The 17,616-nt window shown below is 43.6% G+C and carries 20 protein-coding genes and 1 pseudogene; 7 read left to right on the top strand and 14 right to left on the bottom strand.

Annotated elements, in window-relative coordinates:
* Positions 1-52 precede the first annotated feature (52 nt).
* Positions 53-1,570, bottom strand: a pseudogene (locus tag AC3CH3_RS11750) (winged helix-turn-helix domain-containing protein).
* 89 nt (positions 1,571-1,659) lie between these two features.
* A complete protein-coding gene (locus AC3CH3_RS11745) occupies positions 1,660-2,262 on the bottom strand; it encodes a YitT family protein (RefSeq protein WP_488537206.1) in 603 nt (200 codons plus the stop codon).
* Between the two features lie 346 nt (positions 2,263-2,608).
* Here AC3CH3_RS11745 and glyA point away from each other — a divergent pair, with 346 nt between their 5' ends.
* Positions 2,609-3,859: a serine hydroxymethyltransferase gene (gene glyA / locus AC3CH3_RS11740; protein ID WP_004738553.1), complete on the top strand. Its 1,251-nt coding sequence runs from the start codon at positions 2,609-2,611 to the stop codon at positions 3,857-3,859.
* Between the two features lie 476 nt (positions 3,860-4,335).
* Here the strand turns inward: glyA and AC3CH3_RS11735 are convergent, their stop codons facing one another.
* From AC3CH3_RS11735 to tsaA, 6 genes are all read right to left on the bottom strand, one after another.
* Positions 4,336-4,662 (bottom strand): hypothetical protein, encoded by a 327-nt coding sequence (locus tag AC3CH3_RS11735; protein ID WP_008222921.1) that lies wholly within the window; start codon positions 4,660-4,662, stop codon positions 4,336-4,338.
* Between the two features lie 228 nt (positions 4,663-4,890).
* The gene (locus AC3CH3_RS11730) at positions 4,891-5,082 is read right to left on the bottom strand and encodes a DUF4250 domain-containing protein (protein ID WP_488537205.1); all 192 of its coding nucleotides are present in this window, start codon (positions 5,080-5,082) and stop codon (positions 4,891-4,893) included.
* Positions 5,083-5,084: 2 nt separating this feature from the next.
* Entirely contained in the window at positions 5,085-5,288 is a 204-nt protein-coding gene (locus AC3CH3_RS11725; protein ID WP_008222923.1) for a YaeP family protein, read from the bottom strand.
* 168 nt (positions 5,289-5,456) lie between these two features.
* The gene (locus AC3CH3_RS11720) at positions 5,457-6,137 is read right to left on the bottom strand and encodes a tellurite resistance TerB family protein (RefSeq protein WP_488537204.1); all 681 of its coding nucleotides are present in this window, start codon (positions 6,135-6,137) and stop codon (positions 5,457-5,459) included.
* Positions 6,138-6,339: 202 nt separating this feature from the next.
* Complete coding sequence (locus tag AC3CH3_RS11715) at positions 6,340-8,058, bottom strand: proline--tRNA ligase (RefSeq protein ID WP_008222926.1); 1,719 nt, start codon at positions 8,056-8,058, stop codon at positions 6,340-6,342.
* A 101-nt stretch (positions 8,059-8,159) separates the two neighbouring features.
* Positions 8,160-8,855, bottom strand: coding sequence for a tRNA (N6-threonylcarbamoyladenosine(37)-N6)-methyltransferase TrmO (gene tsaA, locus AC3CH3_RS11710; RefSeq protein ID WP_488537203.1), 696 nt, complete (start codon positions 8,853-8,855; stop codon positions 8,160-8,162).
* A gap of 125 nt (positions 8,856-8,980) precedes the next feature.
* Here tsaA and AC3CH3_RS11705 point away from each other — a divergent pair, with 125 nt between their 5' ends.
* The 3 genes from AC3CH3_RS11705 (at position 8,981) to AC3CH3_RS11695 (ending at position 11,341) form a co-directional block, all read left to right on the top strand.
* Entirely contained in the window at positions 8,981-9,241 is a 261-nt protein-coding gene (locus AC3CH3_RS11705) for a type B 50S ribosomal protein L31 (RefSeq protein ID WP_008222928.1), read from the top strand.
* Positions 9,241-9,366, top strand: coding sequence for a type B 50S ribosomal protein L36 (gene ykgO, locus AC3CH3_RS11700; RefSeq protein WP_010436457.1), 126 nt, complete (start codon positions 9,241-9,243; stop codon positions 9,364-9,366). Before AC3CH3_RS11705 ends, ykgO begins: the two co-directional genes overlap by 1 nt.
* A 388-nt stretch (positions 9,367-9,754) precedes the next feature.
* A complete protein-coding gene (locus AC3CH3_RS11695) occupies positions 9,755-11,341 on the top strand; it encodes an AbgT family transporter (protein ID WP_010436458.1) in 1,587 nt (528 codons plus the stop codon).
* Between the two features lie 105 nt (positions 11,342-11,446).
* On the opposite strand, the gene AC3CH3_RS11690 is transcribed toward AC3CH3_RS11695, so the two are convergent.
* The 3 genes from AC3CH3_RS11690 to AC3CH3_RS11680 all read right to left on the bottom strand — a co-directional run bounded on the left by AC3CH3_RS11690 (position 11,447) and on the right by AC3CH3_RS11680 (position 13,118).
* The gene (locus AC3CH3_RS11690; protein ID WP_010436460.1) at positions 11,447-12,214 is read right to left on the bottom strand and encodes a MipA/OmpV family protein; all 768 of its coding nucleotides are present in this window, start codon (positions 12,212-12,214) and stop codon (positions 11,447-11,449) included.
* Positions 12,215-12,332: 118 nt separating this feature from the next.
* Positions 12,333-12,776 (bottom strand): YaiI/YqxD family protein, encoded by a 444-nt coding sequence (locus AC3CH3_RS11685; RefSeq protein ID WP_010436462.1) that lies wholly within the window; start codon positions 12,774-12,776, stop codon positions 12,333-12,335.
* A 54-nt stretch (positions 12,777-12,830) separates the two neighbouring features.
* On the bottom strand, positions 12,831-13,118 hold the full coding sequence (locus AC3CH3_RS11680) for a hypothetical protein (RefSeq protein WP_010436465.1): 288 nt from the start codon (positions 13,116-13,118) through the stop codon (positions 12,831-12,833).
* A gap of 776 nt (positions 13,119-13,894) precedes the next feature.
* Here AC3CH3_RS11680 and AC3CH3_RS11675 point away from each other — a divergent pair.
* On the top strand, positions 13,895-14,413 hold the full coding sequence (locus tag AC3CH3_RS11675) for a GNAT family N-acetyltransferase (protein WP_019821601.1): 519 nt from the start codon (positions 13,895-13,897) through the stop codon (positions 14,411-14,413).
* Here the strand turns inward: AC3CH3_RS11675 and AC3CH3_RS11670 are convergent.
* Entirely contained in the window at positions 14,379-14,687 is a 309-nt protein-coding gene (locus tag AC3CH3_RS11670) for a DUF3301 domain-containing protein (RefSeq protein WP_488537202.1), read from the bottom strand. The two genes, AC3CH3_RS11675 and AC3CH3_RS11670, sit on opposite strands and share 35 nt — an antisense overlap.
* A gap of 84 nt (positions 14,688-14,771) precedes the next feature.
* Entirely contained in the window at positions 14,772-15,815 is a 1,044-nt protein-coding gene (locus AC3CH3_RS11665; RefSeq protein WP_488537201.1) for a DUF3549 family protein, read from the bottom strand.
* 87 nt (positions 15,816-15,902) lie between these two features.
* Here AC3CH3_RS11665 and AC3CH3_RS11660 point away from each other — a divergent pair, with 87 nt between their 5' ends.
* Both AC3CH3_RS11660 and truC read left to right on the top strand, forming a co-directional pair.
* Complete coding sequence (locus tag AC3CH3_RS11660) at positions 15,903-16,217, top strand: YqcC family protein (RefSeq protein ID WP_488537200.1); 315 nt, start codon at positions 15,903-15,905, stop codon at positions 16,215-16,217.
* Entirely contained in the window at positions 16,217-16,966 is a 750-nt protein-coding gene (truC, locus tag AC3CH3_RS11655; RefSeq protein WP_029405393.1) for a tRNA pseudouridine(65) synthase TruC, read from the top strand. The genes AC3CH3_RS11660 and truC overlap by 1 nt, the downstream gene beginning before the upstream one ends.
* Positions 16,967-17,119: 153 nt before the next feature.
* Here the strand turns inward: truC and AC3CH3_RS11650 are convergent, their stop codons facing one another.
* Positions 17,120-17,503, bottom strand: coding sequence for a DUF3461 family protein (locus AC3CH3_RS11650; protein ID WP_004734354.1), 384 nt, complete (start codon positions 17,501-17,503; stop codon positions 17,120-17,122).
* Positions 17,504-17,616 lie beyond the last annotated feature (113 nt).

The following is a 17,616-nucleotide window of genomic DNA, read 5'->3' as shown; positions in this document are numbered from 1 at the left end:
ATGAAGATACATAAGATCTTAATTTATATTTAAGTTTTTGTTTTTAAATGTTTTATATTTTTTGTTCGGAAAGTTGATGGCCGACATTCGTGCAGTAGTTAAGCATCAGGTTTTCCCACTGCTTAATGATAAGTGGCTCTTTGATGCTCAATTTTAGATTTTTCCAAGGCTGGAGACAGGTCGATTTCGACTCAGGTTTGGATAAGCGAGCAAACAATTCTTCAGAAGGTACCACTCGCAATAACGCGACTAAGGATTCCATGTAATTGAGGCGAAACTTATCCATGTCTCCTTGCTTGTAAGCGATATGAGAAATCATCATATAGACCAGTGCGTTCTCGATAGTCGAGTTACCCGCAGTATTGGTCAGAAATTCCTTCGCAGTTTGCAGGTCTCTTAACTTGAAGTGAATAATCCCAAGCCAGAGTTTTAGCTCGTCGGGAATCAACTTAAAACGTGTTTGCACTAGGCTAGTGAAGCTAATAAGACGCTGGTGGTCGGTCTCAAACAGAGCCAGCTGTCGAGCAAGCAAGGTTGAAGTCATCACGTTGAGTGGCACGCTATCAAGTTTCAGCGTTTCTCCGTTTAGCAAGCGGCTCAGCTCTTTATCACTGACAGACCACTCTGGTGATAGCGGAGCAGGTAAAGCGAAGTAGTTCGCTAGCTCTCTATTTATCTCCATCAAGTCTTCACTGAGGTTATCTATCTCTATTGAGTAGACACCGCGGAAAGCAAGTTTCCCTGAGCTTGGGTAAATAAGGCTGACTTTAGCCGCAAGGCGTGTATCGACTTCCTGATCTTTCAATTGAATATTGAGCAGGTAGTCACTGGTGCGCATGTTTTTGGCGCCAGGAAAGAAGGGCGTGCTGTCTATTGGGTCTACGAAGTAACTTGGTGCGTCTTGATTTGCTAAGTCGGTATAAGCGTATTCAATTTGCTGTTGAAGCAGTAGCGCTTTAACGGCTTTGCGATGCGTTCTCGCATTGTCTCCAATGGCATCGATACGGTTTAGCAGTAGCTCGACCTTAGGAATCAGCCTCTGTGTTCGTTCAAGCTCTGAGGCTTGGTTTGAAGAGTGCCAAAACATATAACCTAAAGTCGTAGTGCTTATCAGCAGCACAACAGAGAGTGACAGTAACAAAAGATTAAACGGTGATGTCTTTTTACTCGCTTGAGGCTGTTCGGTTATCTCACGGGTTTCGGGTTGTGCGTTAGCCAAACTCACAGAGTTAGGGTTTAGAAAGTACCCTTTGCGTGGGTAGGTGACCAAGATTTTAGTCGCATCACTTTCTGGTAGGTACTTCTGCAGCACAGAGCGCAGTGTACTGATCCTGTTAGTAAGCACATTCTTCGAGATGAAGTTACTTTGCCAAACCTACTCTATGATCTGCTCAGCTGCGAGCGGTTCACCCACGCTCGTCAGAAACAGTTCGAGTAATTCAATAGAACGAGGTTCTAGATCGATGACCTGCTCGTTGCAACTTAAGACACGTGTCGCGGGATTGAATTCTAAACCTTCGATAGAGATCGAGGTTTGAGTGTCTTTGGCACTAGAGAGGTAATCTTGCATAAGAAAAGAGAGGGCAGCTTATAAAAGCTAAATACTAGCTGTTTTCGTTATGAAAAACAGCTAGTAATTTATTGATTGGATAGCTGGCGCTAAGACGCGTAGTTCACTGAATAACGCGTAGGCTTGTGATTCATCGCTAATACGATGTTCAATACCGCAGTGCCCAATACAGAAACTGCAATCACCCAAGGCGATACGAAGAAGAATGATGCAAACAGAATACACGCATCAATAGCCATTTGGGTTTTGCCCACTGAGATACCGTAGCGATCTTGAATGAACAAGCACAAGACGTTGAAGCCACCCAAGCTTGAGCGATGACGGAATAAGATCAGCATACCTAAGCCCATTAACAGGCCGCCTGCAACAGCGCAGTAAATCTCATTATGAACTTCTAACGAGATCACTAAGTATAAATGATCGGCAAACACAGACACTAAAGCCCCTGATATGGCACTGCTGATTGCGAAGTGACGGCCAAATCGTTTCCATGCTAATAAGTAGAATGGGCAATTAGCAATAAAGTACAAAATACCAAAGGTTACTGGCATAAATTGACTCAAAAGCAGAGCCAAGCCAGTAGTGCCACCAGTAAGCAGGTCTGCTGACTGTAAAAAGAAGACGCCTAACGCCACTAAAAACGTGCCAGTGAGGATTGCTACCCAATCTTCTTTGCGTGAGTGTTTTTCCATCGTTTTTATAATTACCTAACCAATAAAGGCGTGCATAGTAGAGAAAAACTTAAGCTTTCGGTAGCTAGAGGGGCAAAATTAAGGTAAACCTATGTAATCTGCGTTTTACAGGGTGTAAATCGTAAAATTGACAGTAAGGAACATCTTTGGTTGGATAAGCCCAATAACCATGATGAATCTTATTTGTGATTATGAAAAAACTGCATGATAAAATTGCAATTAGCTCTTTATGACCTAGATCAAATTATGTAGAATGCGTCACATCAAAACGGTGACGGAAACGTTTGCTTTCGGTCGTTGTGTGGTTTTTTGAAACTTTCAGTACAATCTGAGTCAGGAGATACAGATGCTTAAGCGTGACATGAACATTGCTGATTACGATGCGGATCTATTCGCAGCTATCCAAGAAGAAACTCTTCGTCAGGAAGAGCACATCGAACTTATCGCTTCAGAAAACTACACAAGCCCACGTGTAATGGAAGCTCAAGGTTCTCAGCTAACAAACAAATACGCTGAAGGCTACCCAGGCAAGCGTTACTACGGTGGTTGTGAGTACGTAGACAAAGTTGAAACTCTAGCAATTGAACGTGCATGTGAGCTGTTTGGTGCCGAGTACGCGAACGTACAGCCTCACTCAGGTTCTCAAGCAAACAACGCTGTATACATGGCGCTACTGAACGCAGGCGACACAGTTCTAGGTATGAGCCTAGCGCACGGTGGTCACCTAACTCACGGTTCTCCAGTAAACTTCTCTGGTAAGCTTTACAACATCATCCCTTACGGTATCGACGAAGCAGGTCAAATCGATTACGAAGAGATGGAAAAGCTGGCTATCGAGAACAAACCTAAGATGATCATCGGTGGTTTCTCTGCTTACTCTCAAATCTGTGATTGGAAGCGCATGCGTGAAATCGCTGACAAAGTAGGTGCTTACCTATTCGTAGATATGGCTCACGTAGCGGGTCTAATCGCAGCAGGTGTTTACCCGAACCCAGTTCCACACGCGCACGTTGTTACAACAACAACGCACAAAACGCTAGCAGGCCCACGTGGCGGTCTAATCCTTTCTAACGAAGGCGAAGACCTTTACAAGAAGCTGAACTCAGCAGTATTCCCAGGCGGTCAAGGTGGCCCTCTAATGCACGTTATCGCTGGTAAAGCAGTAGCGTTCAAAGAAGCTCTAGAGCCAGAGTTCAAAGAATACCAAGCACGTGTAGTTGCTAACGCAAAAGCAATGGTTGCTGAATTCCTTGAGCGTGGTTACAACATCGTTTCAGGTTCTACAGAGAACCACCTGTTCCTAGTTGACCTAATCAACAAAGACATCACAGGTAAAGAAGCTGACGCAGCACTAGGTGCAGCAAACATCACAGTAAACAAGAACTCAGTACCAAACGACCCACGCAGCCCGTTTGTAACGTCAGGTATCCGTATCGGTTCTCCTTCTATCACTCGTCGCGGTTTCTCAGAAGCAGACGCGAAAGAGCTAGCAGGTTGGATCTGTGACATCCTAGATAACATGGGTGATGAGTCTGTTATCGAAGCGACAAAAGCAAAAGTGCTAGAAATCTGTAAGCGTCTACCAGTTTACGCTTAATTTTTCTTCGTAGTAATTTGAACTTCGTTGTCGAGCATGCTCACTTACATTCGTAAGCTCTGCGTGCTCTCCTAGAATTTCAAACGACTACTTTGAAAAACAATGATATTTGAGGCTCCTGTTGGGAGCCTTTTTTATTGGTTTGGTAACACTTAGAGAGTGAACGAGTTTCTGTGTCGCACATACTCATTTGCTAGCGCAAACTCCGTGTGAGCTCCTTGAACTTCGCTCATCTACTTTGAAAAATGCTTTTAAAGGTCTCTTTTGGGGCCTTTTTGTTTTAGGGAAGGGTGCTGAAAACTCTATGTCTTTTCCTTGAACTAAAGCTATTTGATTGAAAAATGATGATTTTAAAGGCTCCTTTTTGGGAGTCTTTTTTGTATCTGATGGTCAGCTGATGAGAATCAAGAGAAGCGGGTATTAAAAAGGGCTAATGCTTTCACATTAACCCTTTTTATTTGTTGTTTGTGTTGGTTCTACTTTTTGATGCTAAGTAGGGTGCCTGATTTACACTTGAACGAGTAGTAATGACGGCTTTCATTAAACTTACCTAAGCCTTCGCCATCGCAGTAGTCGATGTTGATGTCACGCATTACTTCTAGTGTATCTTCGCTGTTCAAAGCGAATTTAGAGCCATCAGAACAGACGATACGTACTCTTTCATCGTGGCTTACAGAGTAAATATCGACTTCGGTATTACACAGCTCAAAAGAGGCTTCACGAAAGTTGTCTTGCTGAGTATTTGAAGCGCAACCTGCAGTAAGCGTTGCAGCGAACACTGCCAAAAGTCCGAGTCTTTTCATTGTTAATCCTTCGCTATCATCAAGTTGGGTGATGAGTTTTTATATGCTATTTGAGGTAGCCTATACAACTACACGCTACGATTCAAGGCGCGTTCTTAGAGTCTAAGGTATAAAAAGGGAGTAAGGAGGAGATAATTTATATTCTGCAGGCTGTTTTGATTGAAATACTACACCTATAAAAAGACCAACATTGAGTTGGCCTTTGTCTATAAAGCTGAGTTTACATCACTATCTAAACTGTTTTGCTTCTGGCTGGTATTCAAAACCAGCAGATTCGAGCTTGGCGATTAAGGCTGCTTTGTCGATTTCGTAGAAGTTAACCACTCGGTCCAAGTCTCCGCCGAAATCGTCACGTAGCTTCATGTTGACGATGCTCATCAACATAATAGGATCCATCTTTTCAAAATTAGCGAGGTTCATAATTAGTCCTCGAAATCTGAGATGAGTAGGTTAGCAGCGGCAAAGGCTGCACGTTCGCGAGCTTCTTTAGGAAGAGACTCATCCGCAGCAAGGTCGTTTAAGGTTTTTACTGCGCAGGTAATCGCTTTAGGGATGTAGCCTTGGTCGCCACTGCCAATTTGAGAGTACAGTTCACGTACCAAATCACAACAATCGTATACTTTCATTTTTATACCTAACCAAATGATAACTGATCTCAATATACACATAGAGATAAGCAAAAACAAAGCGGATCTGACGAAGATCAGAGTTAGTTTGTCCTTGCTCAATATCTCATTTTATTGCGTTTCAGTTTGTCACTTTATTAGGTGGCTGATTAACCAGTGATTGACTAACTAGCCCCCGACTTGCTGCTCAAGTTGGTATTTCACTTCATCTGCAAGGTTGAGTTGCTTGGCGAGCTCTTTGAGATAAGCTTTTTCCATGAAGTTCTGCTCGTCGGCCACAATCAAAGAGGCCAAGTAGATTTCACTGGCTTGTTGCGGTGAGCTTGCGAGTTGAGCGATTTCGCTTGGGTCGAGCGGTTTGTGCAACTCTTCAGACACTAACTTAGTCAGCTGATAATCCGCGCCCATGCTTTCGACAGCTTGTTCAATTTTAGCCATTTCTTGCTCATCGACATGACCGTCCGCTTTAGAAGCCGCAATCATAGAGCGTAGAATAAGTAGGTTGTGACAAGCGTCTTGTTCATCAAAAGTGGCTTGCGGAGATGAATCCGGCGTACCTTGTTTGGCTTGGTAATCGTTATATACCTTATATGCCAATGCACCAAGCGCTGCTGCTCCACCAATGCCCACGGCCTTCTTGCCAATCTTCTTAGTTTTCTTTGAGCCCATGAGAGCCCCTAGCAACCCGCCACCAACTGCTCCAGCTCCCAATGCGCCAAGTGTACTTTTGCTGCCTTTACTGCCTTGTGCAAGGCTACCCAAACCAGATGAGCTTTGTGAAAGTTTCTGAGTACCTTGTTTAACAAGGTCAGACTTAAGTGCTTGGTTAAGTAGGCTTTTAAGATCCATCGATACCTCCAATGGTAAACGCGTCTAATGAGTTGATGAATCTAATATACGTATTTAAAGATGAACCGGGGATTAACTTACGTTATTTACTTTATCGAGAAATGAGAGAGTGAGTGAGGGTGAATTGGGGAAATAAAAAAGGCCGCCAGATGGCAGCCTTCTATTATTTGCTTTGCAAGATCACGTACTTTGCAGAGTTTGCTTATTTAGCAAATTGAGAAGTAACGTGTTCAACGATTGAATCGATAGCAACCGCTTCTTTAGTACCAGCACGACGGTTCTTGTACTCGAAGTTACCTTCTTTCATTGAGCGATCGCCGATCACGATAGTGTGAGGGATACCAATTAGCTCGATGTCAGAGAACATTACGCCTGGACGCTCTTTACGGTCATCGAATAGTACTTCGATACCCATAGCTGTTAGTTCAGCGTATAGCTTCTCAGCCGCTTCTTTAACTTCTTCAGACTTGTGCATGTTCATAGGAACGATAGCAACTTGGAAAGGTGCTAGTGCGTCAGGCCAGATGATGCCGTATTTGTCATGGTTCTGCTCGATTGCAGAAGCAACAACACGTGATACACCAATACCGTAACAACCCATCTCAAGGATAACGTTCTTACCGTCAGGACCAAGCACGCCACAGTTCATCGCTTGTGAATAAACGTTACCTAGTTGGAAGATATGACCAACTTCGATACCACGTTTAAGCTGAAGTGTACCTTGACCACATGGGCTCAGGTCGCCTTCGATTACGTTACGTAGGTCTTCTACTTGAGCAAGCTCAACGTCACGACCCCAGTTGATACCGAAGTAGTGCTTACCGTCTACGTTTGCACCCGCGCCGAAGTCGCTCATTACAGCAACAGAGCGGTCAACGATGAATGGTAGCTCTAAGCCTACAGGGCCAAGTGAACCTGGGCCTGCGCCAACGAGTGCGCGAATTTCTTCTTCAGAAGCCATCTCTAGTGGAGAAGCAACTTGTGGAAGGTTTTCTGCTTTCACTTCGTTCAGTTCGTGGTCGCCACGGATGATTAGAGCAATGATGTCTGCATCTACTTCATCAGAAGCTTTAACGAATAGAGTCTTAACGGTTTTCTCGATTGCTAGACCGTGTTGCTCTACCAATTCTGCGATAGTTTTCGCGTTTGGTGTATCAACCAGTTCCATCTCTTGAGTTGGTGCAGCAGCTTCTTCAGTTGGAGCTAGTGCTTCAGCTTTCTCGATGTTTGCTGCGTAATCAGATTCTGTAGAGAATGCGATTAGGTCTTCGCCGCTTTCAGCGAGTACGTGGAACTCTTGAGAACCACTACCACCGATAGCGCCTGAGTCTGCTAGTACTGGACGATACTCAAGACCCATGCGGTCGAATGCATTACAGTAAGCATCGTGCATCGCTTGGTAAGACTTTTCTAGGCCTTCTTTGTCGATGTCGAAGCTGTACGCATCCATCATAGAGAATTCACGAGCACGCATAACCCCAAAACGTGGACGACGCTCATCACGGAACTTAGTTTGAATCTGGTACAAGTTCAGTGGCAGCTGTTTGTACGAGTTTACTTCGTTACGAACTAGGCTAGTGATTACTTCTTCAGCTGTTGGGCTAAGAACAAACGGACGAGAATGACGGTCAGTAAAGCGCAGTAGTTCTGGGCCCATTTTTTCGCTACGACCAGTCTCTTCCCATAGCTCAAACGGCTGCACTACGGGCATTAAAGTCTCAACTGCACCTGCATTATCGATCTCTTGGCGAACGATGTTTTCGACTTTACGCAGTACACGCAGACCGGTAGGTAGCCAAGTGTATAAACCTGAAGCTAGCTTACGGATCATACCTGCACGTAGCATCAGCTGGTGGCTGATAACTTCTGCGTCGTTTGGAGTCTCTTTCAGAGTAGAAAGAAGATAATTACTGGTACGCATTCTATGGTATCCGTTTCATCATTAATAAAAGTAAATTCACTGCAGCAATTGGCGGCAGCAAATCTGATATAGCCGTATATAATATCAGCCTATTTGGGATCTCAAAAGCGTTCAATGTCAGTTACATTGATGAAAAGTGTTTCAACAACGAATTTCACGTTAAGATCGAACAAATTTACCGCATATTCCTTGTTGTCTGGCTTGCCTTTCTTATAGGCAGGACGAGGATCTTGGCCTAATACCTCTTTGATCACCTGAATGATATGACGCGCTTGCGGATGCTGTGCCAGCTTGCTTTGTGCTTGTTGGGAAAAGTTAACCTCTAACACCTCTGGCTCTTCGGCGGCAAACCCTCCCAGTGCATCCGGAATGGAATCGGAGTAAGGGATGTAAGGCTTGATGTCGATAATGGGTGTCCCGTCGACTAAATCAACACTGCCGAGGTCTAGCCAAGTTTGCCCCTTTTCTTGAGATACACCTTTTAACTCCACTGCTGACATGCCAATTCCGTTGGGTCTGAATGTGGCACGAGATGCAAAAACTCCAATACGTTCATTCCCACCCAGTCGAGGTGGTCTCACCGTTGGCTTCCAACCTGCTTCAAGGTTTTTGTCGAACAGAAATAACAGCCACACATGACTGAATTGTTCAATGTTACGAACCGATTCGAGGCAGTTTGCCGCGTCAACAAGCCTGACTTTAGAGGTTGATGTCGGCACCAACCTAGGCTGTCTTGGTACCGCGAACTTCTCTTTATAGGGGGATTCTATAAAGCCAATAGGCTCAATGGAGTACATAGGTAGAAGGTCTCTAATTACGATTTATGGTCGGAAAATATCATAAAACGACTTGTTTTTCTTTTGATAATAATTATCATTTTGAAATGTTATAACGTATCAAATGATAATTTAGGGGAAAACAGATGAAACCAAATATCCATCCTGATTACCGCACTGTGGTTTTTCATGACACCAGTGTTGATGAATACTTCTTGATAGGTTCAACCTTGAAAACAGACCGTACGATCGAATGGGAAGATGGCAATACTTACCCTTACTTCACTATCGAAGTGTCTTCAAAGTCTCATCCTTTCTATACCGGAAAACAGAGAGTGCTACATAAAGAAGGTCGTGTTGCTAATTTTACTCGTCGCTTTGGTCAATTAGGTAAGGGAGCTAAATAATGAAAGTTGTTAAATCACTTAAAAGTGCGAAAAGCCGTCACCCTGATTGCCAGATAGTTAAGCGTAGAGGGCGTCACTATGTGATCTGTAAATCCAATCCAAGATTTAAAGCGGTTCAAAAATAACCGTCAATATGATGTGACATGTGTGTAAAAACGAGGGGAAAGTCAAACTTCATTCATTTGTCTGTTTTTCTTTTCCTTCGAGAGGAACTTAACCGGATATCGAGTGTGCATTTAACGTACGATGTATTTTATTTTCAAGTGAATCAATGGGTTATGTTGTGAGTTATATTTCTAGTGAATGCGTTGTTGTAAATTATAAATCTAGTTTTTGTGTTTAATATAGATTTATTTGCTAATTAATTGTTCAAATAGAGTTAAAAATCGTCGTTTGTTACACACTTTGTAACATTTTGAATTTCTAATTGATATTTTTGTCGCGTACCCTTCGCTGGCAATTTGAACATCTTTGTCACAATTGCACAGGAATCACTACACAAGGAGGGAACAGATGAGTTCATCTGCTTCAATAAAAAACAACGCACCAAAAAAACCTATTTTCACACGCTTTTTAGACAGCGTTGAATATTTGGGGAACCTTTTACCCCACCCAATCACTCTTTTTGCTATCTTCTGTGTCGCAATCCTAGTTTCTTCAGGTATTGCTGGTTACTTTGAAGTGTCTGTCATGGACCCTCGCCCTGAAGGTGCTAGTGGTCGTGCTGCTGATGGTATGATCCACGTTGTAAGCTTACTTAATGCTGAAGGCTTACAACTCATCGTAACGAATCTAGTTTCGAACTTTGTTGGCTTTGCGCCACTTGGTACTGTACTTGTTGCAATGCTAGGTGTTGCGATTGCTGAACACTCAGGTCTATTATCTGCGGCAATGCGCGGCATGGTAATGGGCGCATCTCAGCGCATGGTTACTGTAACCGTGGTATTTGCCGGTATTATCTCTAACACGGCTTCAGAGCTGGGTTACGTAGTACTTATCCCTCTTGCAGCAATGCTTTTCCACTCATTGGGTCGTCACCCATTAGCAGGTCTAGCGGCAGCATTTGCTGGTGTATCTGGTGGTTATTCTGCAAATCTACTTATCGGTACGGTTGATCCACTGCTTTCTGGTATCACAGAAACAGCAGCACAAATGCTTGATCCATCTTACTCTGTTGGCCCTGAATCAAACTGGTACTTCATGTTTATTTCGACCTTCTTTATCTCGATTGCCGGTGCATTGGTAACAGAGAAGATTGTTGAACCTAAACTGGGTAAATACAATGTCGAAGACGCGTCTGAAGATCTTTCAAATGACTCAATGGGTAAGCTTACTGCTATTGAGAAGAAAGGCCTTAGATTGGCGGGTGTCGCTGTATTAATCGTGAGTGCGCTTTTAGCTTGGACTGTTGTTCCTGCTGACGGTGTTCTACGTTCAGAGGCGGGCACGATTTCAGGCTCTCCATTCCTGAAAAGTATCGTCGCGTTTATCTTTGTATTCTTTGCTATTCCTGGTTTTGTTTACGGCAAAATTACCGGTTCAATGAAGAATGACCGTGATGTGATTAATGCAATGGCAACGTCGATGTCTTCAATGGGCATGTACATCGTTCTTGTATTCTTTGCTGCACAGTTTGTTGCTTTCTTTAAGTGGACGAACTTTGGTCAAGTGGTTGCTGTAGGCGGCGCAACATTCCTTCAGGATATCGGCCTAACGGGTCCAATGTTGTTCTTCGCATTCATCCTAATGTGTGGTTTCATTAACCTGATGATCGGTTCAGCTTCTGCACAGTGGGCAGTAACAGCGCCAATCTTCGTTCCAATGCTAATGCTAGTAGGCTACGCACCTGAAACGATTCAAGCGGCTTACCGTATCGGTGATTCAACAACCAACATCATTACACCAATGATGAGCTACTTCGGTCTTATCCTTGCCGTAGCAACTCGCTACATGAAGAACCTAGGTATCGGTACACTGATCGCGACAATGTTGCCTTACTCAATGGTATTCATGTTTGGTTGGAGCATCTTGTTCTACCTATGGGTATTCGTATTCGGTCTACCAGTAGGTCCAGGCGCTGCAACGTACTACACGCCTTAGTGAACAGTGATAGGCGAACATTTCAATTCGCTTATTAACTGAATAAAAGACGAGATACCCAAGAGCCTGCATCAATGCAGGCTCTTTTTGTTTGAGTCAGTAAACTTACAATCCCGCAAACCGATAGGTAACGCCTAGTTCGAATGACCAGCCCACGTCTCGTTGTATCAACGCGCTGTCGCTGTCATGATGAATTAGGTCTGCTCGAGCGATACCAATCCAAGTTGGCGTGAACTCATAAAGCCCGATTAACCCTGCTTGATAGACAAAGGTTGAGCCCGCATCAAATTGGTTTAGTCCCGAAGCTGATGACTCGGTGTTAGAAATACCATACAGGTGATTGGACAGTTTCTTGTCTCGATAATCGACTTCTAGGTAGGGCGTAATGGTGAATGGCTGCGTCCAGGTTTCTAACGTTCTGCCTAAGTGAAGCTGAACTTCGTAGCCATCATGTTCTGAAGTTACATCGTGTAAGTAGGTGAGGCGTGCACCTACTGTTCCTAAGGTTATCCCCAGCTCTCCATTACCATCTCTGTCTTGAATGCCGTTAGGTAGGTCCACAAAAGTGTCTGACACCTCAGCAAAGCGCCAATTTCCAGATAGCCCCACGTAAGGCAGTAGTTGCCAATTGGCTAGGCTACCATCGATAAAGCCTTTCGGACCGGAATAGAATAGATTGGGTGTTGCGCCAAATCGAGGGGCACTTTTAGTGGAGAAAACACTTTCACCATAGGTGATGCTGCCTCCGATGATTCCGTACTCTTGATCAGCAAAGTGTTTATCGGCAAAGCCTTCAGCAAAGTCTTCATCGGCAAAAGAAAGTTGGGTGCTGCCAAAAACAATGGATAATGAGAGGGCGATTCGACGAATCATAAGCAATACTCCGTTATTGTAATAAATATCAAGAACGGAGTATGTCGATTAAAATTTCATCGGGGCTATATCGACTAAGTGACGATTTCTAAAGTTGTCGTCATTAGAAATACTGCGTTTAGCGTTTAGCTAGTAGGCGATCGAGGTGGTTTGCGAACTCACGACGGTCGGTTTGAGAAAGGGTGCTTGGTCCGCCAGTTTGAATGCCACTTGAACGCATGGTATCCATAAAGTCACGAATGTTGAGACGCGCTTTGATGGTTTCTTTTGTGTAAAGCTCGCCACGAGAGCTTAAAGCAAGCGCGCCTTTGGTGATCACTTCATCGGCGAGAGGGATATCGGAGGTAATCACTAAATCACCGGGTGCAGTGCGTTTTACGATTTCATCATCTGCAATATCAAACCCGCTTGGTACTTGAATTGAGTGAATGTTGTTGCGTTTAGGAACGGGTACCAAGTGGTTTGCCACGAAGGTACATTCCACACCTGTTCGCTCAGCTGCGCGTACGATTGTTTCTCGGATAACCTTAGGACAAGCGTCCGCATCAACCCATATCTTCATAGTGTTCTATTTCTCTATTAGCTTATTTATCAGTTAACTTATTGCTCAGTTAGCTTATTGCTCAGTTAACTTGGCTTCAAGCATGGCAACGCGAGCGGTAAGTTCTACAATTTGCTTTTCTAGTTGGCTAACACGATCGAGTGCTGGCGCTTCTTGTGTCGCGACTTCCACTTTAGGGACGCGATTGGCCGTTTTCCAGCTTTTGATCGTCGTGATCAAAGCGGGCATTGGAACTGATGTGCTCATACGAGCTTTAACTAAAGCAACTGTCGGCTCTTTCCCTTGGGCTTGCAGTCCTTCAAGCACCGATTTTAACTCTTCAGACACATCTTTTGTGAGCATGTTGACCTCCATTTTTAGTATTTTTTCATTTTACTCGCTCCAGTGCGCGATAGCGAATCATAAAAGCGCCTATAGCTTGTGAGAGATCTCTTACAAAGGCTGTGAGACAACACGAATATATCGCTAGAGAGATTGATGTGCATATGGTTAAGATTTTGAATTTTAAGTGTTTTATTTAATTAACAACTTGGTTGAATTAAAAGTGTGATGAAAATCTATTGTCCGAAATCTTAAATCGCGTAAATTAAACCTTGTCGGAAGGATTCTGACACGGAACAGGAAAGCACCAAGGATTTGGTTATCTTCAGGATGAAGATTTGGTTACTTAGGATTGAGTGATCAAGCTTGGAGCGCAAGGACATTGTAGGGATACAGACAGTTAACAGGAAGTTAGCTGCAACGGAATGACAATGGACACCTTTAGGATAAAGGGTTGGATTAGCATCAGGACGATGTAAAGGACACCGCTCACGGAACAAGTGATGTGCGCTAACTAGGATTGTTAGCTTTCAGGAAGATTGGACACCGCTAGGACGGCGAAGTAAAGGAAAGAGCTGAAGGATTACAGCCACTATTATGGACGATGCATGGAGCATTAATTAGTAGCCGGACTGCTGCGAGTAAGACCCTAGCCCTGACACTTCGGTGTCGGGGCTTTTCTTTTCTGGGCCTTTATTTATTTCGGTGCTTTGTTATCTGAGCGCTTTTTATCTAATAGTTTTATCTTAAAGCGTCACATCTGCTTTTCTGCTAATGGTCAACACAAGGAGTGTTTTATGACGATAGCAACCTCAAGAACGCTGTTGGTACCTTATACTGAACAGTTAGAACTCGACTTTATCAAGTTAAATTGCTGCCCCATTAATCGTGCCGAAATGAATGGGCCTCATTCTGTTGCCTCTGCGAAGCACCTTTTTCAAGAAATACTGCAAGATAACGTCGGCTTCTGCCGCGCGATCATCCACAACCAAACCCGTGAATATATTGGGCATGTCTTTGTTTCATCAGAAGAAGGTAAGCGTGAGCTTGGCTTTATTTTGGATAAAGAATACTGGAATCAAGGTTTTGCTAGTGAGGTGTTAAAACCTTTCTTTAGTTTGGTGTGCTTTGAAGAGCGTCTAACGAATGTTGTTGCGACTGTGAATGTCGGCCACAACCCATCTATTAAGCTATTAGAAAAATTAGGTTTTGCATTTAAAGAGACCAAACAAGATCAGTTTGGCCCTTATCATGAATATCGTTATACCGAGTATTGCGACGTTACATTCTATGAGGCTGTAGCTCAAACCGCATAGAACGGAAACCCACCATAGTCAGTTTCCCTTGGTACAGGTCATCACCCAACGCCGAAAACTCGAATTGGTACACGGTGTGCCAGCGCCAAATGGTGGTGAGCTCATGGCGCATCTTCAGTTTATGACCACTAAAGGCGACACTTAATAATTGCAAATCGAGTTCTTTACACTTTCTCGCAATGGCTGTTTTTGCTAACTCAGATTGCCTGCGTTGCTGCCAAAACAGAAAGCAAAAGAAGCACAGAAACAAAATAGCCAATAAGTTATCTATCATTTAATCCATACTTCCTTTTATCTCTTTCTTCCAATTGTGACTTTAGTGTTAGGAGCTATTGAGTAGATCTACTCTTTAGTTAGTCTACTGTTGAGCTTTAGTTGCTTGTTGCAATTCAACCAATGCATTAGCAAGCTCTGGTGATGGATTCGAGTTCAACAATGGTAAAAATACCATTCTTAGTGTCGGAATCATCACTAAATCTGCAAATAGCTGATTGAATAGGTTTTGATTACCTGTTTGTGCGAGACGCAGCAAAAATTGCTCAGCAATAGTTGGATCTTGTAGGGCACTCCAACTTCGACCAGCTAAACCAATTAATACTTCTTGATGACTTAAACGTGGGCTAGCCAAAACTTGGGTAATCACAGCATTCGTTGTATTTTGCTCTGCACCTGAAAGGGCACGAACTAATGCTGAAAGTAAAAACAGATCCGGTTCTTTACTTGAGATTTCATTCTCTGCCATCTCTTGCAAGCGTTGAGCTAGCTTGTCATTGATTTGCGTATGCTCAAGCGCTCCTAGTGTTGCATAAAGAGGCTCTGATGGCAGTTTATGAAGAGCCTTACGAATAGTGACACCGTTTTGTTGGCTGCCTAGGCGAGCACACATATCGGTGATGCCTTGAAGACCAACCGTTTTCCAGTTGTCCCAACCTAAATCGCCAGTGAAGTAGTGTTGAGCGTGTTCGTAGTATTGGCTCGTCGCCAGGTCTAAACCTGCTCTTACTTGGCTATGGAACACGGCCATTTTGTCTTCTGAAGGCTTGAAAGTATATGGGTTGTTAGACAGCTTTTGTTGTTGCTCTTCGCTGATCTCGCCGTTTAGACGTGTACCCATCGCTTCGATAACAAACTTAAGGAAGTTGCCTACATCGCCTTGATGCAATAGGCCTCTTTCGTCCAGCTTGAACTTTAGGAACCAAATCCAAGGTTGCTTGTGTTCGTTCCAGTAACTAATGGCTAAGTGAGCTTGTTTCTGAAGTGGAAATGGGTACGGCTGTTTCCCTTGCTCAACATCAGAGAATAAGGTGTTGTCGATCTTCTGAATACGGCGACCTAGGTCGTAGATATCGTATTGGCAACCGCTATTCTTTAGTAACTGAGTGAGCGTGTGAATGGTTTCCATAGTAATAAAGCTCCTAACTTTCTTTCCTAAATAGATGGTACTCTATGCCCCAATTTCAAGGTCACTAGATAAATAACTTGGTGAAAAATGACAGCTGCCACAAAGTTACCTCCTTTACTTCAACAATTAGAACAACAAATGCGCCAATGTTCGCTGTGGAGTGATGTTCCACCTTCGGACGAAGCTCTGGCCAGTGTTGAACCTTTCGCGATTGATTCGTTACAACCGGAAGAGTGGTTGCAGTGGATCTTCCTCGTTAAGATCAACGCAATGATGGATGCACAAATGAGCTTACCAAAGGGCTTTGCTATTCATCCTTACTTTGGTGAAGTATGGAAAAATGAGGCAGACAAGGCCGAACTGCTAGTGACGATTCTGAGCATTGATGAGGTATGCGCGTAATGTTAGAGATCATTTATCAAGATGAGTATTTTGTCGCGGTGAATAAGCCCGCTGGCATGCTAGTGCATCGTTCATGGTTGGATAAACACGAAACGCAATTTGTTATGCAGACATTGCGCGATCAAATTGGTCAGCATGTCTTTCCATTACACCGCTTAGACAGACCGACATCGGGTGTGTTGGTGTTTGCGTTGTCGAGTGAGGTTGCTTCACAGGTGATGCCAATGTTCGCTAATCATGAGATGCAAAAAACCTATCATGCGATTGTCCGTGGTTGGATAGAAGAGGGCGATACGCTCGATTATGCACTTAAGGTTGAGCTGGATAAGATCGCAGATAAGTTCGCGAAAGAAGACAAAGAAGCACAAGAGGCAGTGACAGTCTATGAACCGCTAGCAAAAGTAGAAGTGCCATATTCAACAGGACGTTTTCCTACGAGCCGATACTGCTTGGTTGAGATGATGCCAAAGACAGGTCGCAAACATCAGCTGCGTCGTCACATGGCTCATCTAAGACATCCGATTGTCGGTGATACTTCACATGGTGATGGTAAGCACAATCGACTGTTCCGTGATGATTTAGATTCGCACCGCTTGTTGTTGCACGCTTCTGAGCTTCGCTTTATTCATCCTTTCACAAAAGAAGAGTTGGTGATGAAAGCCAACCTAGATGAAACTTGGTTAAGGTTGTTTGAAACCTTTAAGTGGGATACTCAATTAATCAATTCTCAAACGTGCTTGTCTAAGTAAGTCACACGCGTTTTAGTAATTACGAGTCTAAGTGAATAAAGAAAATAGAATAAAAAACAAAGGGCTGATAGTGAAATCAGCCCTTTTTGTATCTGCATAACCTTAACGGCATAACTAATGTTGGTTAGTTAACAGTAATAGTTAGTCGCGGGATCATTTTAGCTTTTCTAGATCGGCTTCGATCTCAGCGATCTTACTTGATACCACTTTCTCTAGATGGCGTAAGTCGGTAAGGATCTTCTGTTTCACATCCACTTCAGCCGTTGGCGTCGGTTTGGTGATCTTGTTGAGCTCATCAATCACAAGAGTGAGGTTGCGGTTAATCTCTGTCACTTCTTTGTATTGATTATTGCCACCGCTAACAAGCACACTTTTTACTTGTCGTGGGTACTTAAATTTAACGCTTTTCGCGAACAGTTCACCTTTCTGCTTACGAAAGTAAATCTTCAGGATATCTTTGTGCGCTTCTTGGCGAAGGGAGTAACGTTCAATCTGTTTAGGTTCGTGGATACCTAAGCCAGTGAGGTTTGGATACATAAGCGACCTCTAGGTTATGAATGTAATACTTTTATGTAATTGACTTGATCAATGTAGCAGCCTAACGACGAGCTAGATAGTTGATATCTGTGAATTGATTGTAAGTTGTGGGC

The sequence above is a fragment of the Vibrio sp. QJM3NY_35 genome (genome assembly GCF_057785915.1).
Note: the sequence above shows the minus strand (reverse complement) of the source record. Positions and strands in the feature narration are given on the sequence as shown.